The sequence below is a fragment of the Mycobacterium ostraviense genome (assembly GCF_002705925.1).
GTDB classification, from domain to species: domain Bacteria; phylum Actinomycetota; class Actinomycetes; order Mycobacteriales; family Mycobacteriaceae; genus Mycobacterium; species Mycobacterium ostraviense.
On the sequence record NZ_NKRE01000001.1, the window covers coordinates 2,864,093 to 2,889,263 of the forward strand.

Annotated in this window: 22 protein-coding genes and 1 pseudogene; 13 read left to right on the forward strand and 10 right to left on the reverse strand. The window is 65.3% G+C overall.

Features of this window, described 5'->3' with window-relative positions:
• Positions 1–6: 6 nt before the first annotated feature.
• Entirely contained in the window at positions 7–372 is a 366-nt protein-coding gene (locus tag CDN38_RS31805; RefSeq protein ID WP_267888301.1) for a PPW family C-terminal domain-containing PPE protein, read from the reverse strand.
• Positions 373–659: 287 nt separating this feature from the next.
• Positions 660–1,265, reverse strand: coding sequence for a TetR/AcrR family transcriptional regulator (locus tag CDN38_RS13075; RefSeq protein WP_075512198.1), 606 nt, complete (start codon positions 1,263–1,265; stop codon positions 660–662).
• Positions 1,266–1,330: 65 nt separating this feature from the next.
• On the opposite strand from CDN38_RS13075, the gene CDN38_RS13080 reads away from it, so the two are divergent.
• From CDN38_RS13080 to CDN38_RS13090, 3 genes are all read left to right on the forward strand, one after another.
• Entirely contained in the window at positions 1,331–2,161 is an 831-nt protein-coding gene (locus tag CDN38_RS13080) for an alpha/beta fold hydrolase (RefSeq protein ID WP_075512199.1), read from the forward strand.
• Between the two features lie 113 nt (positions 2,162–2,274).
• The gene (locus CDN38_RS13085) at positions 2,275–2,655 is read left to right on the forward strand and encodes a hypothetical protein (protein WP_099319387.1); all 381 of its coding nucleotides are present in this window, start codon (positions 2,275–2,277) and stop codon (positions 2,653–2,655) included.
• Positions 2,656–2,797: 142 nt separating this feature from the next.
• Positions 2,798–4,153: an acyltransferase family protein gene (locus CDN38_RS13090; protein ID WP_075512201.1), complete on the forward strand. Its 1,356-nt coding sequence runs from the start codon at positions 2,798–2,800 to the stop codon at positions 4,151–4,153.
• Here the strand turns inward: CDN38_RS13090 and CDN38_RS13095 are convergent.
• The gene (locus tag CDN38_RS13095; RefSeq protein WP_075512202.1) at positions 4,141–4,629 is read right to left on the reverse strand and encodes a MarR family winged helix-turn-helix transcriptional regulator; all 489 of its coding nucleotides are present in this window, start codon (positions 4,627–4,629) and stop codon (positions 4,141–4,143) included. The genes CDN38_RS13090 and CDN38_RS13095 overlap by 13 nt on opposite strands.
• A 77-nt stretch (positions 4,630–4,706) precedes the next feature.
• On the opposite strand from CDN38_RS13095, the gene CDN38_RS13100 reads away from it, so the two are divergent.
• Positions 4,707–5,657: an extracellular catalytic domain type 1 short-chain-length polyhydroxyalkanoate depolymerase gene (locus CDN38_RS13100; protein WP_075512203.1), complete on the forward strand. Its 951-nt coding sequence runs from the start codon at positions 4,707–4,709 to the stop codon at positions 5,655–5,657.
• A 36-nt stretch (positions 5,658–5,693) separates the two neighbouring features.
• Here the strand turns inward: CDN38_RS13100 and CDN38_RS13105 are convergent, their stop codons facing one another.
• The gene (locus CDN38_RS13105; RefSeq protein WP_075512204.1) at positions 5,694–6,686 is read right to left on the reverse strand and encodes an ABC transporter ATP-binding protein; all 993 of its coding nucleotides are present in this window, start codon (positions 6,684–6,686) and stop codon (positions 5,694–5,696) included.
• Between the two features lie 3 nt (positions 6,687–6,689).
• Entirely contained in the window at positions 6,690–7,739 is a 1,050-nt protein-coding gene (locus tag CDN38_RS13110) for an ABC transporter permease (RefSeq protein ID WP_075512205.1), read from the reverse strand.
• A 266-nt stretch (positions 7,740–8,005) separates the two neighbouring features.
• Between CDN38_RS13110 and CDN38_RS13115 the strand changes: the two genes are divergently transcribed.
• On the forward strand, positions 8,006–8,383 hold the full coding sequence (locus CDN38_RS13115; RefSeq protein WP_075512209.1) for an STAS domain-containing protein: 378 nt from the start codon (positions 8,006–8,008) through the stop codon (positions 8,381–8,383).
• Between the two features lie 110 nt (positions 8,384–8,493).
• Complete coding sequence (locus CDN38_RS13120) at positions 8,494–10,266, forward strand: N-acyl-D-amino-acid deacylase family protein (protein WP_075512206.1); 1,773 nt, start codon at positions 8,494–8,496, stop codon at positions 10,264–10,266.
• 342 nt (positions 10,267–10,608) lie between these two features.
• Here the strand turns inward: CDN38_RS13120 and CDN38_RS13125 are convergent, their stop codons facing one another.
• Together CDN38_RS13125 and CDN38_RS13130 are read right to left on the reverse strand one after the other, a co-directional pair.
• Positions 10,609–11,568, reverse strand: a complete 960-nt coding sequence (locus CDN38_RS13125; RefSeq protein ID WP_075512207.1) for a dipeptidase — start codon at positions 11,566–11,568, stop codon at positions 10,609–10,611.
• 390 nt (positions 11,569–11,958) lie between these two features.
• Positions 11,959–12,240 (reverse strand): annotated as a pseudogene (locus CDN38_RS13130) (HNH endonuclease signature motif containing protein); the annotation flags it as partial.
• 304 nt (positions 12,241–12,544) lie between these two features.
• Here CDN38_RS13130 and CDN38_RS13140 point away from each other — a divergent pair.
• The 3 genes from CDN38_RS13140 to CDN38_RS13150 all read left to right on the forward strand — a co-directional run bounded on the left by CDN38_RS13140 (position 12,545) and on the right by CDN38_RS13150 (position 17,227).
• Positions 12,545–12,808: a hypothetical protein gene (locus tag CDN38_RS13140; protein ID WP_075509334.1), complete on the forward strand. Its 264-nt coding sequence runs from the start codon at positions 12,545–12,547 to the stop codon at positions 12,806–12,808.
• Positions 12,809–13,203: 395 nt separating this feature from the next.
• Positions 13,204–14,829 carry an FAD-binding protein gene (locus CDN38_RS13145; RefSeq protein ID WP_075509333.1) on the forward strand — a complete coding sequence of 542 codons (1,626 nt, stop codon included), beginning with the start codon at positions 13,204–13,206 and terminating at the stop codon, positions 14,827–14,829.
• Positions 14,830–14,989: 160 nt separating this feature from the next.
• On the forward strand, positions 14,990–17,227 hold the full coding sequence (locus CDN38_RS13150) for an NADP-dependent isocitrate dehydrogenase (RefSeq protein WP_075509332.1): 2,238 nt from the start codon (positions 14,990–14,992) through the stop codon (positions 17,225–17,227).
• A gap of 56 nt (positions 17,228–17,283) precedes the next feature.
• Here the strand turns inward: CDN38_RS13150 and CDN38_RS13155 are convergent, their stop codons facing one another.
• Positions 17,284–17,508 (reverse strand): DUF2905 domain-containing protein, encoded by a 225-nt coding sequence (locus CDN38_RS13155; protein WP_075509331.1) that lies wholly within the window; start codon positions 17,506–17,508, stop codon positions 17,284–17,286.
• A 203-nt stretch (positions 17,509–17,711) separates the two neighbouring features.
• Here CDN38_RS13155 and CDN38_RS13160 point away from each other — a divergent pair, with 203 nt between their 5' ends.
• Together CDN38_RS13160 and CDN38_RS13165 are read left to right on the forward strand one after the other, a co-directional pair.
• On the forward strand, positions 17,712–18,116 hold the full coding sequence (locus CDN38_RS13160; RefSeq protein WP_075509330.1) for a nitroreductase family deazaflavin-dependent oxidoreductase: 405 nt from the start codon (positions 17,712–17,714) through the stop codon (positions 18,114–18,116).
• A gap of 156 nt (positions 18,117–18,272) precedes the next feature.
• A complete protein-coding gene (locus tag CDN38_RS13165) occupies positions 18,273–18,737 on the forward strand; it encodes an alpha/beta fold hydrolase (protein ID WP_075509329.1) in 465 nt (154 codons plus the stop codon).
• A 404-nt stretch (positions 18,738–19,141) separates the two neighbouring features.
• On the opposite strand, the gene CDN38_RS13175 is transcribed toward CDN38_RS13165, so the two are convergent.
• A complete protein-coding gene (locus CDN38_RS13175) occupies positions 19,142–19,513 on the reverse strand; it encodes a hypothetical protein (protein ID WP_075509327.1) in 372 nt (123 codons plus the stop codon).
• 151 nt (positions 19,514–19,664) lie between these two features.
• Here CDN38_RS13175 and CDN38_RS13180 point away from each other — a divergent pair, with 151 nt between their 5' ends.
• Entirely contained in the window at positions 19,665–20,882 is a 1,218-nt protein-coding gene (locus CDN38_RS13180) for a GNAT family N-acetyltransferase (RefSeq protein ID WP_075509326.1), read from the forward strand.
• Positions 20,883–21,101: 219 nt separating this feature from the next.
• Here CDN38_RS13180 and CDN38_RS13185 read toward each other — a convergent pair whose 3' ends face one another.
• A complete protein-coding gene (locus CDN38_RS13185; protein WP_075509346.1) occupies positions 21,102–22,019 on the reverse strand; it encodes a universal stress protein in 918 nt (305 codons plus the stop codon).
• Between the two features lie 407 nt (positions 22,020–22,426).
• On the opposite strand from CDN38_RS13185, the gene CDN38_RS13190 reads away from it, so the two are divergent.
• Positions 22,427–25,138, forward strand: a complete 2,712-nt coding sequence (locus CDN38_RS13190) for a cation-translocating P-type ATPase (RefSeq protein ID WP_180276321.1) — start codon at positions 22,427–22,429, stop codon at positions 25,136–25,138.
• Positions 25,139–25,171: the final 33 nt, after the last annotated feature.

The following is a 25,171-nucleotide window of genomic DNA, read 5'->3' on the forward strand; positions in this document are numbered from 1 at the left end:
TGTGCTTCAGCTAGCCGGGTAACCCGCCGCGACGACACTTTGCACATCCCAGGTGGCCGGCAACATCGGAGTCCGGGCACTGGCACCGAACTCGTCACTGACCAATGGGGTCAACCCTGCTGGCGACGAAGAAGCCACCGTGCCGTGAGTCCCGGCGAACCCCGCCGTTCCAGCACCGGGGGCGACCGCTGAGACCGACGCACCGGAGACACCCGGTGCAGATCCGGCCAGCGCGCCGAGTTGGGGTATCGCCGCAGCCGGTGCGGCAAAAGGCGCCCATGCCCGCCGCGGAACCGATAGCCGGGAGCATGCCGGCCGACAGGCCGAACGGGAGCGCAATCGAGCCGCCCGTTGCGCTGGCGATGACCGCACCCAACATCGGCCACGACTGAAGAGCCTGGTACGCCAACGTGTAAAGCATCGGCGCCCATTTCAGGAAGGTGGCGAACGGATCGACGAGCAAGTCATTGATCTTATTCCCCACCGGGTGCACCAAAAACATGACCGCCTCGTGAAAACCCCAGCAGTCGGGCATGGCGTACCGCCAACCAATCACCCAGTGTGCGTCGCTTTCTCGACGTCGCCGTGGCCGAGTCCCCGCGATACCTCGAAGACCTCAGTCGGCACTATCCACAACTCGCCGCCCGATCGGCGGAAAACTAGTCCTCCAGCAACCCGTCGATGAGCCGTCGTAGCACCTGCCCGATCTCGCGGCGGGCGCGTTGTTGATCCTCGGCGGTGGCGATGGCCATGGCCGCCTCGTCGAGCGCACCGATCATCACCGTTGCCAGCGGTCGCACCGGTAGCGCAGCCAACTGGCCGGCCCGGATGGCCTCGGTGAGCAACTGTTCGGTCATACCCAGGCTGTACCGCTGGGCGACGTCACGGAAGGCGCTCCACCCCAGCACGGCGGGGGCATCCAGCAAGATCAGCTGCCGCACCTCGGGATCGCCGGACACGTCGAGCCAGGCATCGACCGCGGCGCGGATCGCATCAGCGGGCGTGGTCGCTCCCGACGCCGCGACCAGGGTGGCCATCCGGGCCATCACATCCTGCTCGACCACCTCCACCACGTCGCGGAATAACGCTGCCTTGTCGGCGAATTGGTGATACATCGCACCACGGGTGACTCCCGCCTGTTTGGCGATCTCCGGCGTCCCCACCTCCGCGTAACCCCGTGCGCCCCACAGTGTGCGGGCGGCCGAGATCAGCGCCTCGCGGGTGGCCGCGGAACGCTCTACCTGAGACCGCCTCTTGATTTCCATACAACCTGTCGGTAACTTACGAACAGACAGCCTGTTTGTAAGTGTATCGGAGTAAGGAGTCATCCATGTCGACGATCGACATTAATGCCGGAACCATCCATTACGAAGCAACCGGACCCGCCAGCGGACGGCCCGTCGTGTTCGTGCACGGGTACCTGATGGGCGGTCAACTATGGCGGCAAGTCGCCGAACGGCTTGCCGGTCTGGGTCTGCGGTGCCTGGCGCCGACCTGGCCGCTCGGGGCGCATCCGGAACCACTGCGCGCCGGCGCGGACCAGTCGATCGGCGGTGTCGCCGGGATTGTCGCCGAATTTCTTGCCGCCCTCGACCTGGAGGATGTGGTGCTGGTCGGCAACGACACCGGCGGGGTGGTCACCCAACTCGTCGCGGTGCATCATCGCGAGCGAGTCGGCGCTCTGGTGCTCACCAGTTGCGATGCGTTCGAACACTTTCCGCCGCCGATCCTCAAGCCGGTGATCCTCGCGGCCAAGTCCAAGCCGCTGTTCCGGGCCGCCATCCAAAGCATGCGGGCACCGGCGGCACGCCGGCGCGCCTACGACAACCTGGCGTACGCCGACATCGATGAGCTGACCCAGGCCTGGGTCCGGCCGGCGTTGTCCAATCCGCAGGTTGCCGAAGACCTGCGCCAGTTATCGCTGTCGCTGCGCACGGAGGTCACCACCGGCGTTGCCGCCCGGTTGCCCGAGTTCGACAAGCCGACGCTGATCGCGTGGTCGGCCGACGACAAATTCTTTGCGCGCGAGGACGGTGAACGCCTGGCCGCGACCATTCCGAACGCCCGGTTCGAGCTGATCGAGGCAGCGCGGACATTCTCGATGGTGGACCGGCCGGATCGGCTCGCCGATCTGCTGTCCACGGTGGCCGTGCGCACCTAACGCGCACCCCGGGCTCAGTCGTCACCGCCTGCCCCAGAATCCGGACAAGCTTCGTCGAAAAAGTTGGCGCGGCAGCACCGATGCGGTACCAAAACGGCATAGAATTCCGCTTTGTGACGACCCCGTCGAACCCTTGGGGCGACGAACGACGGAGACTCTCGCATCAGCTTCCGATGCGCGATCACTTTTTCGGCCGTCACCAGGCGCGACGGCTGAGCCGCCGCTTCGCCCGGGTGGGCGTCGAAATCCCACCGGGACGGCTCAGGGAGATGCTGGCCGGTATGCCGGTCTCAGACGACGAAATGACAAGTGTCAGTTTCGCTTTGATAGCAATCCGGATAAACCACGAAAACCGCGTCGCCAAGATGCGGCGCCTTCAGCGTTGTTGCCGGCAGACGTTGATCTCGGTCGGCTTGGCTATCGTCGCGTTGAACTTCCTGCTCTGCATCGGATACCTCTTCCTGACGTTGACCCAGCACGCGTCGTCGTGGTGAATCAGCGCCGCACCGGGCGCCGGTCAGCCCGCCCTGCCTCGCGGGAAGCGAAGCGATAGCCGAACTCCCAGTAGCCGTACCCAGCCGGAACGGGTAGAACTACGCAGGCCTGGCGGTGCGTCGATCCGCGATGCTCCCGGACATGACAACGCCCATCGGCTTTCCCAGCCCCGCCGAACTGGCCGCCCGCACTCCGGCCGACCGCGACCGCGCCATCGACGTCATCCGCATCACGGCCCTGCTCGGAGTCGTCGTCGGCCACACGGTGATGGCGATCAGTGTCATCCGCGGCGGCGTGCTCATCTGGGACAACCTGCTGACCACCTCGGCGGTGTTCCAGGCGCTGACCTGGATCTTTCAGATCATGCCGCTGTTCTTCTTCGCGGGCGCGGCGGCCTGCCTGACGTCGTGGCGGTCGGGCACCAACTGGGGCGACTGGCTGCTGAAGCGCTGCAGCAGGCTGTTTCGCCCGGTGTTCTACTACCTCGGGTTCTGGGCGATCGCTCTGGTCATGCTGTATCCGGTACTGCCCCAGCATGTTTACCAGCCCGTCGCCGGCATCAGCATTCAGTTGCTGTGGTTTCTCGGCGCCTACGTGCTGGTGCTGGCCACGATGCCGCTGCTTTCCCGAATCAGCACGACCGGGCGTCTGGCCGCCGGCGTGGCCGCGGTCTACGCGGTCATCGCGGTCATCGACGCGGTCCGGCTGCACTGGCCCGCCGCCGCGGCGCTCGGTTATCTCAACCTCGCGGTCTGGCTCATTCCCGGCATGTTCGGCGTTGCCTACCGACGCCGCTTGCTCTCCGGGCGCGCGGCGCTGGGCACCGCCGCCGCACTGTTCGCCGTCGACGTCGCACTTCTTCGGTGGGGGCCATACGAGCTGAGCCTGGTCGGTATCGAAGGACAGCGGCTGCCCAACATGAGCCCCCCGTCGCTGCTGCTGGCCGGTCACGCAATCACGCTGAGCGCGTTGGCCATTGCGGCAGCACCCGGGATCGCTCGCTGGGCCCGGCGGCCACGAGTGTGGTGGTTGACCGCAATCGGCAATACCGGGGCCATGACGTTGTACCTGTGGCACATGCCGGTACTGCTGGGGGTGCAGCTGCTCTTCGACACCGCCGGCCACCCCCGCTACCCGGGACAGCCCGGTTTCCTCACGATCAGCGTGCAGCAGCTGTTTCTCATGGCCGCCGTGATGGCAGTGCTCTTCGTCGTGCTGCGGCCGCTGGAGAACAATCCGCTGCCCGGCTGGGATGGCGCACCCGCCATCACGTCGCGCTGGCAGGGGACGGTAGTGGGCACGCTGCTGTGCGTGGCTGGGGCAGCGATCCTGGCCGCGGTGAAGTGGGGCCTCAAGGACGACGGGCTTGTCTGCGTGGCCGTCATTCTCGGCGCACTCGTGGCTGCTCGGGCCGTGGCCGCGGCACGGTGGACAGGGTGTGCTGACGGCAGTCCTCGCCGAAACATTCCCCAGCTGGTCACGGTTCAGAAGGATTGAGCGTTCGGCTGTGACGCCGCGTCGGGCGCCTCGGCGTCCGACGCGGCGAGCAGCATCTGCAAGCTCTTGCGGAGGTCGGCGAGACGGCGCTGCCCCAGGATCTGTCTCCAGTGCACTTCCACATCGATTGCATTGGACCGCATCACACGAAGCGCCTGGCGCCCGCGGGGCGTCAGCTGGACGAGTCGGGCCCGCGAGTCCGCGGGGTCAGCTGCCCGGCTGACATAGTCGTGGCGTTCCAGTGCCGCAATGGCCTGGGCCACCGCCTGCCTGCTAACGGCAAGGCGCTCAGCCAGATCCGATGCATGCAGGCTCCCGGCGGCCAGGGGCACCAGCAGCACCGCCTGCGCCGGGCGCAACCCGTCGAGCCCGGCGGCGGCGAATGCCGCTCTCAACCGCGGTGCACCGGTTGCGGCCAGCAGTTGCACCAGGGCGGGCACGGTCGGTTCCCACTCGGCATCCAGAAGACGTCGCATAACCGAACAGTGTCGCACTCAGTGGCATATTGACAAGTTACTTGTCATTCTGCGGGCTTGGTGTCACCATTGAGCTCATGGCCTCCGGACAGGTGTGGGTGCGCATGGCGGTGCTGCTGGGCACGCTGGTGATGTCGGTGGGCGGGTGCTTAGACTTAGTAGGCCCCGGGCATGCGACCGGAGCCCCCGGGACAACGACGATCCCCACCGGCCAGTCCAGCCAGAGCATCCAATGGGGCGGCGGCAATCGGACCTTCAATCTGTACCGGCCGCAGGAACTTCCCGATGCGGTGCCGCTGGTGGTGATGATGCATGGCGGCTACGGCAACGGCGCGCAGGCGGAACGGGCCTATCACTGGGATGCCGAAGCCGACCGGGGACATTTCCTGGTCGCCTATCCCGATGGTCTCAACCGTGCCTGGAATGCCGGGTCGTGCTGCGGCCTGCCACAACAGACCGACGTCGACGACGTCGGTTTCATCACCGCCATGGTCGCCGCCATCGGGCGACAGATTCCCCTCGACCCCACCCGGGTCTATGCCACCGGCATGTCGAATGGAGCCATGCTGGCGCTTCGTTTGGGTTGTCAGACGGGCATTTTCGCCGCCATCGCGCCGGTGGCGGGCACGCTGTTGACCGACTGCTCACGCGCACAGCCGACCTCGGTCCTGCAGATCCACGGCACCGCCGACGAAAGTGTCCCGTACGCCGGCGGACCTGGTAAAGCCGTGACGGCCAACGGAACTCCTCGCGTCGACGGCCCGTCGGCGCCAATGGTGAACGCCACCTGGCGGGGCATCGACGGCTGTGGACCGCCATCGGCGAGCACTTCCGGGGTGGTGACAACCGAATCCGCCGAGTGTCCGGACGGTCGTACCGTCGAATTGATTTCGGTAGCCGGGGCCGGCCATCAGTGGCCCGGCAGTACCCGCGGCCCACTGCTGGAAAAGCTGGGCCTGCCCGAACCATCGACAGCGCTCGATGCGACCGAAACCATCTGGCAGTTCTTCAGCCGGCACCACCGCTGACGGCCCGCGCCGGCGTCGGTCAAGCTGGACGGGGAATCAGTCGCCGGCCAGCTCGCGGTGCTCGATCAGGTCGCGCATTCCCCCCGTACCGAGGCGCTCCCGGAAGGCCAGCGCCGTATAGCCGACGGCTGTCGCGTCGGTGCGGGCTCGCGCGGTCGCCGAACGTGGTAGGTGAAACAGCACGCCTATTTCGCCGAAGTAGTCTCCAGGTCCGGCCACTTTCACCAATTCCTCACCACCGTCGGCTAATTCGTGGACGATCTCGAACTCGCCCTCGGACACCACATAGATCTGGTCACCCATCGTGCTCTGCTCGAACAGCACCTCACCGGCCTTCAGGTGCACCGTTTCTGGCGGCCGGTTCGTCTCGGTGAAGTCGGGTGTCAGCTCAACGACGCGATCCGCCATCGGCAGCATTCGGCTGTCATGGGTCGCGACCACGACGACGCGGTCACCGTCGGCGAGTTCGCGGATCAGCCGCAGCACCTCCTCAACCTGGATGAAGTCGAGGTGCGCGGTCGGTTCGTCGGCCAGGATCAACGGCGGATCCAGCGCGATCGCGCGGGCAACCGCGACCCGCTGCTGCTGTCCGCCACTGAGGTCGCCGGGACGATGTTTCATTCGCTCGGCGAGGTTCACACGAGTCAGCAATTCCTCGGCGCGCTTTCGCGAGGCGGCGCGCGACATCCCGGCCGCCCGCATCGGAACCATCACGTTTTCCAGGGCGGTGAGGCTCGGTACCAGATTGAACGCCTGAAAGACGATGCCTACCTTGTCACGCCGGTATTTCGCCAGCGCGGCGCCCTCCAGGCTGGTGATGTCGACGTCTTCGAACTTGATCGCACCGGACTTCGGACGCAGAATGCCGCCGAGGCAGGACAGCAACGTCGTCTTCCCACAGCCACTGGGCCCAAGCAGGATTACTAGGGAACCGGCCTCCACGTCGAGGTTCAAGCCGTTGATCGGCCGCAACGCGTAGCCGCCGCTGTAGTACTCGACGACGAGGTTCTGAATGCTGAGATCGCCCACAGCTCAAGGACCTCCGAACGCGAGCGCTGGGTCGACGGTCACGACCCGCTTCAAACCGGCCAGGCTGGCCAGCAGGCCGATCACGATCGCCACCACCGGCAGCGCCAGGTAGGCCCACGCGGGCACGGCGACGATCATCGGGAACAACGGCGCCAACAACTTTGACAGGATCACGCCTATCACCGCGGCGAGCAGGGAGACGACCAGTGCCTGCAATGCCAGCCCCGCCATGATCGAACGTGTCGGCGTGCCTATCGCTTTGAACACTGCGAAATCGCGCATGCGCTCGAGTGCGGAGAGGTACACCACCGATCCCACGATCAGCGCCGCCACGATCCACAGCAAGACCGCCACGATGGAGATCGAATTCACCGCGACCCGCAACGGGCGTACCAAATCGTGGACCGCGCCCGCGCGGTCGTATGTCTGGTAGCCGTCGGGAAGTGCCCGGGGCGAGCCGTCGACTCCGATGGAGGTGACCATCGGCTGTCCGTTGTAGGCCAGTTGCTGTAGCCCCTCGGTGGTCAGGAAGATGTTGGGGATCTTGGCCAAGGCGGTCGAATTGGGCACAATGCCGACGATCCGCAAGGTATGCGCACCGACTTGCAGGGTATCGCCGAGGTGGCGGCCCAGCGTGCTCGACACCGCCACCTCGTCCGGCTTGGACGGGGCGCGGCCATCGGAGACCTGCGGCATGCCGGGCCCGTGCTCGGGTGCGCCGAAGGCGGTGACGTTTCGCGTCGATGTGCCCTCTTTCATGATCGTCCCGACACAGCCCAGCGGTGCGGCAGCCGTGACGCCGGGCTCGGCGGCCACGCGGGCCAGGTCAATGTCGGGGAACGGGGTCGAACCCAGGAACGGCCCGGCCGCGCCGGCCTTGACCACGAATTGGTCCACACCCATCGAGTCGACGGTGTGCTGGGCCTCGACCCGGAAGCCGTTCGCGAGACCGGTCAGAACCAGCGTCATCCCGAAGATCAATCCGGTACTGACGACGGCGATGACCAGGCGCCGTTTTCTCCACTGCATGTCGCGCAGGGCCGCGAAGAGCATTCCCAGAACCTACCAACGTCCCCGGCGTCCCGGTCCAGGTTTTGTCCGGGCCGGCCGCCCACCGGGCCGGCGACGCCATCCGATGTCACCGGTAACATGGGCGTTCGGTCGCCAGTGGGATCCTTTGGCGCCATCGTCGTGGTGACATCGCGCCCGGCGTGGCTGCGCGGATCGACGGTCGACAGGGTTGAGACCACAGCCCCGGGCTTAGTAGTGGTTGTCTGGGAACTAGCGGTGTCCCACCAGCAACGGATGTGAGATACAGCATGATCGAACAATCTGGCGATCCGGTAACTCCGACTGCTTTCGGCATCGAGAAATCCCAGACAGATCAGGCGTTCGTGCTGGCCGTATCGGGCGACGTGGACATGCTCACCGCGCCGCAGCTCGCCGAGGCGATACAGACCGCGCTGGCCGCCGGCCCCCCGGCACTCATCGTCGACCTGTCAAAAGTGGACTTCCTGGCCTCGGCCGGGATGACGGTCCTCGTCACCGCTAACGCTCAGGTGGTGCCATCCACCCGATTCGCGGTCGTCGCCGACGGCCCGGCCACCAGCCGGCCGATCAAACTCATGGGAATCGATTCGGTGTTCCCCCTCTACCGGACGCTCGATAGCGCACTGAGCAGTTTTGCCGGCGAGTGAGGCTTTCGCGGCCCCCGCAGCTTGACTTCATTGACTCAACCGATCGGGACGCCTACCGTCGACGCATACGCTACGCACAGTAGCGTAATCGCGGAAATCCGGGGAACAACATGTTGGATCTGAAGATCGTCGGCGGCACCGTCGTAGACGGCACCGGCGCGACGCGGTATCGCGCCGATATCGGCGTCAAGGGCGGCACGATCGTCGACGTTGTCCGCCGCGGATCTAACGACCCCACGATGGACGGCTTGGCGATGGCCGGCGCCGCCGAAACCATCGATGCGACAGGCCAATTGGTGGCCCCTGGCTTCGTCGACATCCACACCCACTACGACGGGCAGGTGAGCTGGGACGGCTTGCTCGAGCCGTCGAGCGGGCACGGGGTCACGACGGTGGTCACCGGCAACTGCGGGGTGGGCTTCGCTCCGGTTCGCCCCGGCCGGGAGGACTGGCTGATCAAGCTGATGGAGGGTGTCGAGGACATTCCCGGCACCGCCCTGACCGAGGGCATCACCTGGGGCTGGGAGAGCTACCCCGAGTACCTCGATGCGATTGACGCGCGTACGTTCGCGATCGACGTGGGCAGTCAAATCCCGCACGGGGCCGTGCGCGGGTACACGATGGGTGTGCGCGGAGCCCGCAACGAGCCGGCGACCGCTGAGGACATCGTGGCGATGAGCCGGCTGGTCACCGAGGCGGTCGAAGCCGGCGCGCTCGGCTTTTCGACATCACGCACCCTGGCGCACCGCGCGATCGACGGCGAGCCGGTGCCCGGAACCTTCGCCGCCGAGGACGAGCTGTTCGGTCTCGGCCGCGCCATGGCAGCAGGCGGCCAGGCCGTCTTCGAGCTGGCCCCGCAAGGGGCCGCGGGTGAGGACATCGTCGGGCCCAAAAAGGAGCTCGATTGGATGCGGCGGCTGAGCGCCGAAATCGACCGGCCGGTGTCGTTCGCGCTCATCCAGGTCGACGCCGACCCGAACCTGTGGCGCGAGCAGCTTGACCTGTCTGCGGCCGCGCATGAGGCGGGCAGCCGGCTGCATCCGCAGATCGCGGCGCGCCCGTTCGGCATGATGATCGGCTTCCGCGGGCACCATGCCTTCGGCCATCGGCCCACCTTCCGGCGGCTCAAGGCCGAATGCGGCCGCGACGAGCTGGCTCAGCGCCTCGCCGACCCGGCGGTGAAGGCCGCGATCCTGGCCGAGGAAGATTTGCCGATCGACCCGACGGTGCTGTTCGACGGCATGTCCGCCTTCGTTCAGCACGCACTGGGACGTCTTTACGCGCTCGGCGATCCGCCCGACTACGAGCCCGCACCCGACCGCACAGTCGCCGCGATCGCGGCGGCGCAGGGCGAGGACCCGCTGGCGACCCTCTACGACCTCATGCTCGAGGCGGACGCGACCGCCATGCTGATGCTGCCGTTGTTCAACTACGCCGACGGCAATTGCGATGCGATCCGGGAGATGATGCTGCACCCGGCCGCGGTGCTGGGGCTTTCCGACGGCGGCGCTCATTGCGGAATGATCTGTGACGCTTCATATCCGACGTTTCTGCTGACACATTGGGCCCGCGACCGTCGCCGGGGCGAGCAGTTGCCGCTGGAATACGTGATCCGCAAGCAATCCCGGGACACGGCGTATCTGTTCGGCCTCACCGACCGCGGCACCATCGAGCCCGGGAAGAAGGCCGACATAAACGTCATCGATATGGACCGGCTGACGCTGCATCCCGCGGTGATGGCCTACGATCTGCCGGCCGGTGGTCACCGAATCTTGCAGAGCGCAAGCGGATACACCGCCACGATCGTCAGCGGGACGGTCACCCGGCGCAACGGCGTAGACACCGGGGCCCGCCCCGGCCGTCTGGTCCGCGGCGCGCGCTGACGCGCTGGCCTTTGGCTTGGTCGTCGGGGCGGCAGAGCCGTCGGTACGGCCGACGGCGGTTCACTCGCAATTCGTCTGCTTACTGCGCGGTTTGCGGCGCTAGCTTCGATTGCTGAGGGTCAAAGTTTACGATCTGACCAACTTGGCGTCCGGGCGGCTCTAACAGTCCCTGAAGGTGGGACCGGCGTGGGGATCCCCGGCGCGGTCGGTTAAATCGCCCCGGCACGGCGGCGGTCGCGGACGGCCTGGATACCGCCGGCAAGTGCGTGGATTATGAGTCCTGACAGTGCACAACGGTACGGAATGTGGGCGGCGGTAACGCTCGTTTGATCGGCGGATTACTTAGGAGGCGTGCCAGGCGTGCTTGGCCACCCGATAGAAGTTTGCGCCGAGAACGGCGTTGATGTCGGTGTGGGTCCATCCCCGCTGAGCAAGATGCTCGTCGAGCTCAAGCAGTGTTTCGGGTGTCATCCACTGGATCGGCCCCCAACGGGTGTAGCTGTCGTCGAATAGGTGCGGGTTGCGGGCGAATTCATCGATGACGTCGGCGTAGTCGAAGGAGAAGTCGGTACTGACACCGACGTGGTCGATGCCCACCAGGTCGACGGCGTATTCGAGGTGCTTGGTCATCGCCTCCAGGGTGGGGGTATTGGGTCCAAGGAAGATACCGACGCCGGTGATTCCGATGACGCCGCCAGTGGCGGCGTAGGCCCGGGCCTGATCGTCGGTGATGTTGCGGGGGTGATCCCAAACCGCCTGCATGCACGAATGGCTGTAAACGACTGGGCCTGTGGAGACCTCACACATGTCTAGTCCGGTGCGGGCACTGCAGTGCGAGCCATCCGGAACAATGCCGACGCTGTTCATCTCGGCAACAATTGCCCGGCCCCAGTCGGTCAGACCGCCATCGGTGCTGTCGAGGCAGCCGCTGCCGGCCCGATTGGCGTGGTTGTAGGTGGGCAGCAGGGTGCGCACCCCGAGGTTGGCCAACATCGACAGGTTGTCACGGTTGTCGTCAAGCGGGCGTGAATCTTCGAGGTCAAACACCACCGCGATGCCGCCAGCACCGGTAATCGCCTCAACATCGGCGGTGCCGGCCGCCAATTCCAGGGCGGGGTGAGCAGCGACAGCAGCGCGATAATGGCGCAGCAGCGCCGTCGCGTCGTTGAAGCTGTGTGGCGAATATCCCGCGTTGACCGATACCAATACGCCGGCGCGGTGCTGATAGCGGATCAGCGGGTCGATGGCGGTGTCAGTCCGAAGCGGCAAACAGGTGTGCTGGTCCCACAAGAGCGATGTCACGGATACCGATACTGCACCTCGACCAAAAGGCGGGGTTGGCGATCCACGCGCCGTCAGGGCTCGACCGGGCCCTAGACACCTCGCTCGTCGATGCCGAAGTTGTCGCGATCATCGCGGAGCAGCAGGCAGTACGAGCCAGATACCCCGCTTCGGCATCTCGCTACCAGTTTCCCGCGCCGCCTGCCGGTGTCAGCGGCTTTGGCCCACGTTAGTGCGCACGTCGTTACGGATCGTGGGGATGGCGTTGCGAGGTCGTCGGGTAGCGGGTGTGGTTGTCGGCCTTGATTGTTCACGATGGCCGGTGCTGCGCGTATCGCGAACGAATTCCTTGATGCGCCAACCCGTTTAAGCTCCGATCCGGTACTTGCAATGACCTGGCCGGCCACCAACTCAGTTGGTTGGTGGTGGTTGGGGTTGGAAGGGGTCATACCACCACCAGTCGGCGCGCTCGCCGGTGGGCCCAGGATAGGCTGCGACAGCGGGCGGGGGTTGGGTCGGCGGACGTGCCAGCGATCCTGCGCTTAGTTGCCGGCCGGTGTTGTCGGTGACGGTGGGATCGGCTGCGGGTCCGGTGATGGTGATGATGCCGCGGTGGTGGCTGCGGTGGTGATAGGGGCAGACCAGCACCAGGTTGTCCAGCTCGGTGGCGCCGCCGTCTTCCCAGTGCTGCACCCGTCGCCCCGCACAGCTCGTCGCGCTCCATTTCGGCGGCGATCTCCACGATGCGCCCATCAATCGCGTTGCGCTGACCGGCCAACTCCGCCAACTCCGCAAACAGCACCTCAAGACGCTCACCAGGACCGGCCACCACAGCCCCAGCAGGTGCACTCGACGACATAACGACATCATCGCAGCCGGGTATGACAAGTCTGCGCCGGTGCGTGGCAGGTGCTCGACCGCACCCGATCGACCCGGACGGCCCGCCCGCGAAATTTAGTGCGCAGATCCGTCACCCCAAAACCGGCACAACCCGACGATGTCGAAGCACTATGTGGCGCACCGCGAAGAGCACGCTGAGCAAGCAGTCCTGGCGACCCGCAGGTTGAAAGCCGCCGTCACCGCGGTCACGTTCTTCCGCGAGGACCGCGACGGCATGCACTCGTTCGACCGGGCCGATCGTTTTCTCCCGCACGGCTATTGCCTGCTGCCGCCCCTGCAGACCTACGACAAGCGCAGCGCGTTCCGTCGATCACTGGAGGATCGAGACGGCTCAGTTCTTGTACCGTGTGATGCGCTCTAGTCCTCCTGGGTTTCCCGTTCAACCGGTGCCTATAGCCTGGTGAGGGTGGTGTCCGGGCGGCAAGTTCGGCACCCCGCGCACGCCATCGGCTGGCCGTGCCTTGCAGCTGATAGACATCGACCCGCAGCTGACCCGTCTCCATCCTCGGGAAGTGTAATGGCGGGTTCAGGGAAGCCAGCGTCACCATGGATCGGCTTATTGCCGACACGCTGCACACAGCGAAAGCGATCCGCCCAATTCTGCGGCCATCCGCCACGACGCTCGCGCCGCGCATACCGTGGCCGCGGAGGTCTCGTCGAGCACCCCCAGATTCGACCGGGCTCAACCCAACCGGACGTGAATTAGAACCTGTTACAGTTCACCCCACAACGCGCAACCTGAGTGGGAGTGGTGGCATGGCTCGTGACGAATCCGCGCGCACGGCCGAATCCGCCGACGTCGTGGTGATCGGGTTCGGCGCCGCCGGTGAGTGCGCAGCCATCGCCGCCCGCGAACGCGGCGCCGACGTCATCGCGCTGGACCGTGCCAATGGTGGTGGTGCCACGGCGATTTCGGGCGGGATCATCTACGCCGGCGGCGGCACCGCGGTCCAGCGGCAGGCCGGAGTCAACGACACCGCCGAGCAAATGCTGGCCTACCTTCGCCTCGAAGTCGGCGACGCCGTCAGCCCGGAGACCCTGGAATCATTCGTGCGCTCCAGTCCCGACATGATCGACTGGCTGGGCAGCTACGGGGTGCCGTTCAGCCCCGCATTGTGCCCGTACAAGACCTCGTTTCCGAACAACCGCTACTACCTCTACCACTCGGGCAGTGAGAACGCCGGCGCGTTCCGTTGCCACACCCCGCCCGTTCAGCGTGGGCATCGCGTCAAGGGCAGCGGCACCTCGGGCCGCAAATTGTATGCCCCGTTGGCCAAAGCCGCACTGGCCCTTGGTGTTCGGTTCTGGCCCCACACCACGGTGACGAACCTGGTCCAGGATTCTTCCGGTCGGGTGACCGGGGTGGAAGCACTGACGATGCATAATGCGCCACCGCGGATCCGGCGGCTGTATGCGGCGATGGCCGAGCTGTCAGCCAAACCGGGCATCTACTACCCGCCGCTGCGCCGCCTGATGGATCGTCGGCTCAAGGCACTCGAGCGGCGCTACGCCCAGCCGGTGCGGATCGACGCACGCCGCGCGGTGATCATCTGCGCCGGTGGCTTCATCGCCAACACCGAATGGGTGCACCGGTTCGCTCCCCAATACCTGGGCGGTCTGCAGCTGGGCACCAGCGGCGACGACGGCAGCGGCATCGCGCTTGCACAGAGCGCCGGAGCGGTCACCGACCGGATGGACAACGTCTCGGCCTGGCGCTTCATCACCCCGCCGAGCGCATTCATCGGCGCCATCATCGTCGACCGGCGCGGGCAACGCGTCATCGACGAAAGTCGTTACGGTGCCGCGGTCGGGCAAACCATGGTGCGAAACCATGAGGGCAAAGCCTGGCTTCTCGCCGATGCGGCATTGATGCGGGAAGCCCGCCGCCAAATGATCAAGCAGCCGTTGTGGTTTCAGCGTGCCCAGGTTGCGGCGCTGATGCTGGCGGATTCGGTGACGGCGCCGTCGCTGCGCGAGGTCGCCAAGGCGGCCGGTATCGATCCCGACGGCCTGGTGGCCACGGTCGCGGCGCACAATACCGCGATCGACACCGGCGCACCGGACCCCGCCGGAAAGCCCGCCGAGTTTGTGCGCCGGATCAGCCAACCGCCGTTCACCCTGCTCAACATTTCGGTGCGGCCAAGCCTGCTCAACCCGACTCCGATGCTGACCCTCGGCGGTATCCGAGTCGATGAACGCAGCGGAGCCGTCGTCAACGAATCCGGTGAGCCGATTCCCGGATTGTTCAGTGCCGGGCGCACCGCAGCCGGAATCTGCTCCAACTCCTACGTCAGCGGGCTCTCGCTGGCCGACTGCGTGTTCTCCGGGCGCCGCGCCGGAACACATGCCGCCGCGGCGTCGGCAGCGCAGAGCCCCCGTTGACCAGTGACAGGTGCTGTCGCGCTCGCAACGGTACTGTTCACCGGCTCACCGAACACTTCCCGAATGATTTTCGGCACAATGGAGCCGCGATACTGGTTAGGCGCCGATCCAACGCTGAGCCCTCAAAATCCGACCAAAAGCGACGCCGGGAGAAACACAGATGAGCGACGAGCAGCCGACCATCATCTATACCCTGACCGACGAGGCGCCGCTGCTGGCGACCTACGCCTTTCTGCCGATACTTCGCGCCTTCGCCGAGCCGGCGGGCATCAAGATCAAGAGCAGTGACATCTCCTTGGCGAGCCGGATCCTCGCCGAGTTCCCCGACTACCTGACCGAGGAGCAGCGGGTACCGGACGATCTGGGCGAGCTGGGACGGCTGACGCAGCTACCGGAGACCAACATCATCAAGCTGCCGAACATCAGCGCCTCGGTACCGCAGTTGGTGTCGGCGATCAAGGAACTGCAGGGCAAGGGCTACAAGCTTCCGGATTACCCGACAGATCCCAAGACCGACGAGGAAAAAGACATCCGCAACCGTTATGCCAAATGCCTGGGCAGCGCGGTGAATCCGGTGCTGCGGGAAGGCAACTCCGACCGTCGCGCACCCAAGGCGGTCAAGGAATACGCGCGCAAGCACCCGCACAGCATGGGTGAGTGGTCGATGGCCTCGCGCACCCATGTCGCGACCATGAAGCACGGCGACTTCTACCACGGCGAAAAGTCGATGACCCTGGACCGGGCGCGCGACGTGAAGATGGAGCTGGTGACCAAGCAGGGCGAGACGCTGGTGCTCAAGCCCACGGTGTCGTTGGGCGAAGGCGACATCATCGACAGCATGTTCATGAGCAAGAAGGCCTTGGTCGAGTTCTACGAGGAACAAATGGAGGACGCGCGCAAGACCGGCGTGATGTTCTCATTGCACGTCAAGGCGACGATGATGAAGATTTCGCACCCCATCGTCTTCGGCCACGCGGTGCGGACCTTCTACAAGGACGCCTTCGCCAAGCACCAGGAGTTGTTCGACGAGCTGGGCGTCAACGTCAACAACGGGCTGGTGGACCTCTACAACAAGATCGAGTCACTGCCCGCGTCGCTGCACGACGAGATCATCCGGGACCTGCACGCCTGCCACGAACACCGCCCCGAATTGGCCATGGTCGATTCGGCCAAAGGGATCTCGAACTTCCATTCGCCCAGCGACGTGATCGTGGACGCGTCGATGCCCGCGATGATCCGGGCGGGCGGCAAGATGTGGGGCGCCGACGGGCGGCCCAAGGACACCAAGGCCGTCATGCCGGAGTCCACCTTCTCCCGCATCTACCAGGAACTGATCAACTTCTGCAAGACCAACGGCGCCTTCGATCCGCGAACCATGGGCACCGTGCCCAACGTCGGGCTCATGGCGCAAAAGGCCGAGGAGTACGGCTCGCACGACAAGACATTCGAGATTCCCGAGGACGGCGTCGCCAACATCGTGGACGTCGACACCGGCGAAGTGCTGCTGACCCAGAATGTGGAAGCCGGCGACATCTGGCGCATGTGCACCGTCACCGACGCGGCGATCCGCGACTGGGTCAAGCTGGCCGTCACCCGGGCCCGCAACTCCGGTATGCCGGTGCTGTTCTGGCTGGACCCCTACCGCCCGCACGAGAACGAGCTGATCAAGAAGGTCAAGCTCTATCTGCAGGACCACTACACCAGCGGACTCGACATCCAGATCATGTCGCAAGTGCGCGCCATGCGGTACACGCTGGAGCGCCTGATCCGCGGGCTGGACACCATCGCCGCCACCGGCAACATCCTGCGTGACTACCTCACCGACCTGTTCCCGATCCTGGAGCTGGGCACCAGCGCCAAGATGTTGTCCATCGTTCCGCTGATGGCCGGGGGCGGCATGTACGAGACGGGGGCCGGCGGTTCGGCGCCCAAGCACGTCCACCAACTCGTGGAGGAGAATCACCTGCGCTGGGATTCGCTCGGCGAGTTCCTGGCAATCGGCGCCAGCCTGGACGACATGGGCGCCAAGACGGGCAACAAGAAGGCCAAGATCCTGGGCAAGACGCTGGATGCCGCGATCGGCAAGCTGCTGGACAACAACAAGAGCCCGTCGCGCAAGACCGGTGAGCTGGACAACCGGGGCAGTCAGTTCTACCTCGCCATGTATTGGGCGCAAGAACTTGCCGCGCAGAACGAGGACCAGCAGCTACGGGAACACTTCGCACCCCTGGCCGATGCGCTGGCCAAGAACGAGGAAACCATCGTCGCCGAACTCGCCGCGGTACAGGGCGAAGAGGTGGACATCGGCGGCTACTACGCGCCGGACCGGGAGAAGACCACGGCGGTGATGCGGCCGAGCAAGACGTTCAACGACGCGTTGGCGGCCGCGAACGGCTGACATACGACCGTTCGCCTCGGTGGCCGGGCAGCCACGCAGGCTCGCCCGGCCGGTCGTCATCGGCGAAACAGATGCAGCAAGATTGTCAGCACCACGCTGCCGACAACCGAAATCACCAGCATCGAGACCACCGGGATGTAGATACGCACGTTTCCGCGCTCGATTCTGATGCCGCCAGGAAGCCGTCCGACCCACCAGAGGCCGCCGACCCACGTCAGGACACCCACCACCGCGATGATGATTCCGGCCACCACGATGAACGGACCTACGTTGCGGCCCATTGGACCTCCCACCCGATAAATCAGTCGCCAGCGATCATAACCGTCCTCGTTGGCTAGGCACCCACTCACGTTGCGCGGCATGGGACCAAAGGCCCTAGGACCTCTGCGCCAGCAGACCTACCATGGGCAGATCTCAAGGCCCTACTGCGCGAGGATATTTCATTCGCCGGTAATCGCTCCTCCGCCGAGAAAGAAGGTTGATCATGGCGGTCCTTGATACCGTGCGAGTGTTCAACAAGCACGTGCTGAATCCGGCCATGATGCTGGTGGCCGGCCGAAAGTACTGGTACGCCAGCGTTATTGAACACACCGGTCGACACACCGCCAAGAAGTACGCCACACCCGTGGTGGCCGAACGGGTAACCGACGGCTTCATCATTCCGCTGCCGTACGGCACGCACACCGATTGGCTGCGAAATGTCTTGGCTGCGGGGCGCGCCACTATCCGCGTGCATGGAGAAACATATGAGGCTGTCGACCCGCAGATCATTGGTCCCGCGACTGCGGCCGGGCAGCTGGCCCCCCGCCAGAAACGTACCTTCGACCGGTTCAATGTCAGGAACTATCTCAAAATGGCGGTCGCGGCCGCGCCGCCAGCGCAGAAGTGATTCAGCTCAGGCAGGTTCAGGGCCAACGTCGCCGGCCATCCAGGACGACCCATTGACGACCGCTGAGTCGATGAAGCGCTTCGCCGACCGGTACGGCAACCAGGTGCTGGTGGGGGGCGTTCAGTGGAGGTACTACCGGCTGGGTGGGGGCCAACGGTGTTGTGGTTGCCAGGTGGACTTCGTCGCGCTGCCGTCGGTTCTGCCTTCCTGGAAAGACTTGCCGCCAACCATACGGTCATTGCACCCGACTACGCGGCGGTACTTACCGTCGCCGAGTTCATGGCCGCGTTCGATGCCATCTTGCGGGCCGAATCGGTCGACAGCGCCGCACTAGTGGGCCAGTCATACGGCGGGACGCTGGCCCAAGCGTATCTCGCGCACCGGCCGGACGTTGTTGAGCGCATCGTCTTGTCAAGCACCGGCCCAGCGGACTACGCGCGCGGCTGGCTGGCCGTGGAAACGGTGTTCATCTGGCTCGCGAAGGGTTTGCCGCAAAACATACTCAAGCGCGTCGTGGCATCCGGGTTGGTCCGGCTGACCCGTGAGTTACCCCGGGATAAACGGCTCGAGGTGGCGAGCCTAATTCGCAAGACTCGTATGGGAGCTGATTTGCCGCGCTGACGTGGTGTCTCACTTCGCCGTTGCTGCAGACGTAATACGCCACCACATTGTCACCCCCGCTGCATTCCTGAGATGGGACGGCCGCGTCGTGGTATTGACCGCCGAAAACGATCGGACCCAAAGTAGCAAGGACGTTACGCGTTACCAACGCTTGTTCGGCCGCCGCGCCGAGCTGATCAGCCTCGGGCAACTCGGACACGCCGCCATACTCACGGATCCCGTCGCGTACACAAACATACTGGAGCGTGCGCTGGCTTAACGCCATGTCGGACATAGTGATTCGATGAGGCCGAACACCTTGCGGCTTCCCAGCTCTCCCGGTAACTGCGTGGCGGGGGCGTTGCCGGACGCGTAGAACCGCGGGAAAAACCGCTACCCATGTTGGTCACTCCGCCAGGCATGGCTCAGGCGCGGCTGGATACCAATAGCAGCACCGACGAGGTGGTCAGCAGCGCCGGACAGATCTTGAACCACACGACGCGTGTCCGGGCGCCCATGAGGGCCGTCAGCACAGCGAGGACGAGCAACGCCCCTGCGGTGACGCGGTACGTCCAGTCGGCGGCGGTGGGACCGCCGCCGACCGCGGTGACCGTGATGATCAGCGCGGCAAAGGACCACATGGTCACCGCTTCAGCCAGCCACTCTTGAACTAGAACACGACGGTTGTCTGCGGAGATCTCACCGAATCCCGCGACAACGGCCCGGGTCGGGATCGCGTGCGAAACCCCCCATAGCCCAACCAAGCCGGCGGCGATGTACGCCAGAACCTCTGCCATGGGGCCATGGTCCGATTGTGACCCGATCCGCGGTAGGGCCGTTCGGCCCCGCCGCCGCAAAATCTCCGCCCGAAACCCCGATCGGCCGCACCAAAGTGACATCACCCGAGGCACTCGCGCTGGCGTCGAGGGCACCAGCCATGATGGCCGTGTGGGTATCGAGATCCGTGTTCTCGACAGCGAAGACGACCTGGTCGCGGCGGCTGGAATTTTCCGCGCCGCCATGGTCGGGTTGCCACCCCCGCCAGACGTGCCGCCAGGCGAGCTCACCACGCTGTTCGAGCCAGGCCGTACGGTGGGTGCTTTCGTCGGACGACAGCTGGTCGGCACTGCTGATGCCGTCACCTGCGGATTGACACTTCCCGGCGGAGCGGTGGTGCGGCACGCCGCCGTGACCCACATCGGCGTGCTGCCGTCGTTCACCCGTCGAGGTATTGCCACCGAGCTGGTCCGTCATCAGCTGCACGACCTCGCTACCCGGGGAGAGGTGGTCGCGACGCTGCGCGCCTCGGAGGCGACGATCTATGAACGGTTCGGCTACGGCGTGGCGAGTTCATCGCAGCGGGTGGAGGTGGAGACGCGACGGGCCGCGCTACGCCCAGGCGTCGGGACCGGCGGGCCGGTTCGGCTGCTCGACACCGCGCAAGCATGGGACGTGCTGCCCCGAATCTACGCCGGGAACCGGTCGTCCCGACCGGGAACCGTTGAGCGCGCACCGGTTTGGTGGCGGGGCCTGCGACTGCGCGCCGAAGCATACTCTGGGCCTTGGTATATCGCGGTGCACGGTGAGCCGGGGGCGGAGTCTGGCTTCGTCCGCTACCGCCCCCTCGACACCGAAAACTGGTTCGTCAGCGAACACCGCACCATCGCGGTCGAGGACTTCTTCGCCCCATCCACAGATGCCTATCTGGGCCTGCTGCGCTTTCTGCTGGGGCTGGATCTCATTGACCGCGTGGTGTTCTGGATGCTCCCGGTTGACGATCCGTTGCCGTGGTTGCTTGTCGACCGGCGGGCCGCGAAGGTCACCCGGATATACGACGAGACGTGGCTGCGTGTCGTCGACGTGCACCAGGTGCTTTCCGCACGCCGATATGCCGGCGAAGGCTCCGTCACCGTTGCCGTCAACGACCCTGTCTTGCCGAGTAATTCGGTCAGCTTCACTATCACCGGCGACGGCGCCGAACCGACTCAGCGGCGTCCGCAGCTACACATCGGCATCCACGGGCTTGCCGCAGTCTTGCTCGGGGGCGCCACCTGGCGCAGCCTCGCCGTGGCCGGACTGGTCCGAGCCGACGATGGAGCCGCACTCGCCACGGCGGATCGGCTGTTTGCGGTGCCGGAGACACCGCATGCCGGATTCTTCTTCTGAGGCGACGACGGGCATCTGCGGTCTCGCCGCCGTCGCCACCGCGAGCATCCTGGCCGACAGGTCAGCACGCGTGCCGCATCCGGCTTTCACCGCGAACTAGCCCTGAACTGACACGAAATTCCGTAAATTCAGTAGCGCCGGCACCATGAAGCTCAGGGGCGGACTCCGCAGCAACAGCTCACCATCTTCTTCCCTCGCAAGTTCCGCTTCGGCTCGGCCTCAATGGGTTTCAGGACTGCGCACGATGATCACCGGAATCTGCGCCGAGTTGACGACCGCCCTGCTGACCGAGCCCAGCAGCATACCGGGAAACCCACCGCGGCCATGGCTGCCCACCACCAATAGCTGAGCGGTCTTAGCTTGTTCGAGCAGACGGGGCGCCGGTCGATCGCACACCACGACCTTGTGCACGACGACATCGGGATAACGTTCTTGCCGTCCAGAAAGACGCTCAGCCAGGACTTCTTTCTCCTGGTCCTCGATGTTGCGCCACTCAATGGGCACCCAGTTGGTACTCGGGAAGTCGAGCGGGCCCATATCACTCCAGGCATGCAGTGCCACCAATTCCACACCACGACGTGATGCCTCATCGAACGCGATATCGGTGGCCAACTCAGAGGTCGGTGAGCCGTCGATGCCCACCACCACCGCCGCCTGCGGCGAGCGCGCCGTGAGCACATCTTCGTCGTGGATCACGGCTACCGGGCAATGGGCGTGGTGGGCCAGTCCGGAGCTAACCGATCCCAACAGCGCGCCGGCCACACCGCCCTGGCCGCGGCAGCCGACCACGACCATGTCGGCACTCTTGGACAGGTCAACCAGGGCGGGCACAATCGCGGCGTGCAGCACCTCCCTCGTGACATGCGGGGCGCGGCTTGTCGAGGTGGCCTCGGCGACGACCTTGTCGGCCTGCTCGATGATTTCGCGCGCGCGTTCTTCTTGCCAACCCGCATTGTTGGCGAGTATCGGGAGGCCTGACCACCCCTCCGAGGTAGCCATCGGAGCGATGACATGCACCAAATGAATTGGCACGTTGCGCATCTCAGCATCTCTAGCCGCCCATTGGACCGCCGTTGTGGACGATGGCAAGCCATCGATACCAACCACAATTCCGGGGTGGATGTGCGAATCTGGCATGAGGACCTCCCTGATGGAGCCCATGACTACAACACGTCCTGGGCGGGCGTGTCGTCCCGGTACCGCTGACATTAGGCAACCATCGCGGTCGGGACAGGAGGCATTGGTCCCTAACTCATGGGGCACTGGCGCCCAGGCGTAGGCGAGAGGCCGCCCGACAGGGTCACAATGTGATCAATGCTTGGCCGGACCGTGGGTAGCCCGCGAGATTGTGGTCGTCACGTTGGCCCGGTTCTCGGCGGCGCCCAGAAGTGAGACACTCGCCAGTCGGCTTGTCATTAGACAGCCACTGGGTGCCATCGTTGGCATACCGGACCGCCCTGATGGCCGAGCATCGACGCCGGTCACTACGCTGTGTGACCTTTGCCTCCTGACGTTGCGGCGTCTGCGATGTCACGCTCGAAATGATGGGCTCAGCATTGGTTTCAACAGCGTTATTGCCGCAACACCCGCATGCCTCGGCAGTCGTAGATGTTGCTGATGAATTGGGTGTCGACCTGGAGGTCGGCCTTGCTGAGACCGCGGTCGAGCGGCGCCGACAACTGTTCGGCCCTAATCTCCTTGCGACGCGTCGGCCGGTCTCCAACTTCATACTGCTGGTTCGCCAGTTCGCAAGCCCCGTGGTGGCCCTGCTGGCAACGGCGATGGTCGTGTCATTTTCTTTCGGTGAGTGGCAACAGGCGATTGCGATCGCCATCGTGCTATTGATCAACACGGCGATCGGCTACGCCACGGAGCGCAGGGCAGTGCGCTCGATGGAGGCGTTGCGAGCGCTGGGCGGGCGCAGCGCTCGGGTACGCAGAGACGGCCGGTCCATGGTCGTCAACGCCGATGCGTTGGTGCCCGGCGACGTCGTGCTCCTGAGGGCGGGTGACGTCGTGTCCGCCGACCTACGATGCGCGGACAGCGCCGGGCTAAGTGTCGATGAGTCGGCACTGACGGGTGAGTCGGTGCCGGTTCACAAGACCGCGGAGCCAGACCCGGAGGCGGCAGCCCTTCATGAGCGCGCCGCGATGCTGTTCAAGGGCACTCATGTGGTCGGCGGTAGTGGTGAAGGAATTGTGGTGGGCACCGGGCTGTCCACCGAGCTTGGCCGCATCACCCAGCTGGTCGAAGAGGCCCACCACGGCAGGTCCCCGTTGGAAGATCACCTGGCGCGCCTGTCGCGCCAGCTCATTTGGCTGACCTTGGTATTAGCGTCCGTCGTGGCGGCGGCAGGGCTACTCACCGGCAGGCCGGCGCTGCTGATGATTGAGACCTCGATCGCACTTGCGGTGGCGGCGATCCCGGAAGGCCTGCCGATCGTGGCCACGCTTGCTCTTGCCCGCGGAATGCTGCGCATGGCGCGACAGAGCGCACTGGTGGAGAACCTCTCGGCGGTGGAGACGCTGGGCTCGACCACGGTGGTCCTTACCGACAAGACCGGCACATTGACCGAGAATCGTATGGCCGTCGACAACGTCGTCACCGTCACCGGTGGGTTCGATTTCGACTACCAGGCCAACACCGTGCTCGCCGGGGGTTTGCCCGTCGACCCGTCTGCCGATGCGGAGCTCATGCGTGTGTTGTTGGTTGGGGTGTTGTGCGGAAACGCTGATTACGACGTCGAAACCAAGATCGGCAACGGTGATCCGATGGAGGTCGCGCTGTTACAGGCCGCTGCGCTCGGGGGGTTGAGTCGCGGCGATCAGCTGACCCTGTACCCGGAGGTCGCCGAGTATCCGTTCGACCCCGCTACCAAATGGATGGCGACCGTGCATCGTGACCACGACGAGTATTTCGCTGCGATGAAGGGGGCGCCCGAAGTAGTGCTGGCGCTGGCGGATCGCATCGGTGTCGCGGCGGAGCCGTTCGATGACGACCGCAAGGCGCAGTGGCTGGACGTGGCCCGGGAACTGGCGACTGACGGGCTACGTGTGCTCGGGCTCGCCGAGCATGCGTGCGTGGATCCGCAGCAACTCTTCAGCAGTGGGATGGTGTTTGTCGGGTTGGTGGCATTTCGTGACCCGCCGCGGGATGACATCGCCAGCGCGGTAGGCGCGCTGCGCCGAGCGGGCATTGGCGTCGTCATGGCCACGGGTGACCATCCCAGCACGGCGGTGGCCGTCGCGAGGGAGGTCGGCATCGCAGCGACTGACGCTGTCGTCACGACCGGTGACGAGCTGTCTCGCCTGAACGACGCGCCCGAGTCGATACCCAATGGGATAGCGCGCACGCAGGTTTTCGCGCGGGTAAGCCCGCGCCAGAAACTTGACCTCATTGACCTCTTCCAACGCGAAGGCCAAGTTGTGGCCATGATCGGTGACGGCGTCAACGACGCGCCGGCCCTGATGAAGGCCGACATCGGCGTCGCGATGGGTAAGCGAGGCACCGAGGTGGCGCGCGATGCGGCCGACATGGTGCTGCTCGATGACCGATTCCCGACGATCGTGATCGCCGCGCGCGAGGGCAGAGTCATCTTCGACAATATCCGCCGCTTCGCGGTCTATCTGCTCTCCTGCAATATGGGCGAGGTACTGGTGGTGGCGCTCGCCGTGATCGGCGGCCTGCCGTTGCCGCTGCTGCCCCTGCAGATCTTGTTCCTCAACCTGGTGACCGACGTGTTTCCGGCATTCGCGTTGGCCACCGGCGAAGGAGAGGGCGATGTGCTCGACCAACCGCCGCGACGCCCGAAAGAGCCGATCATTTCGGCCAGTTTGTGGCGCATGATGGCGGGCTATGGAGTGGCGATCGCGGCAAGCACCCTGTTGGCGCTCGTCGCTGCCCGGTATTGGCTTGAATACGACACCGCGACAACGACAACGGTGTCGTTTGTGACCGTCGCACTGGCCCAGTTATGGCATGTTTTCAACATGCGCGGGCCCCGCACCGCGGTGTTGTGCAACGCTGTCACACGCAACCGGCTGGTCTGGTGTGCGCTGGCGCTCTGCCTGGGGCTGATCGCTGCCGCCTTCACCATCCCCGTGTTAGCCAAGGCGCTGCAGATCCAGGCGATCGGTATCCAAGGATGGGCGCTGGCCCTCGGATGCAGCGTGCTGCCCCTCGCGGCAGGACAGACATCGCTCACGGTCCGCGGGCGCAAGGCCGACCTTCAGACCCCGGAGCTGCACCACCTCTGACGTCGGCTTCGCCCTAACTAACTGGCGGGCGCT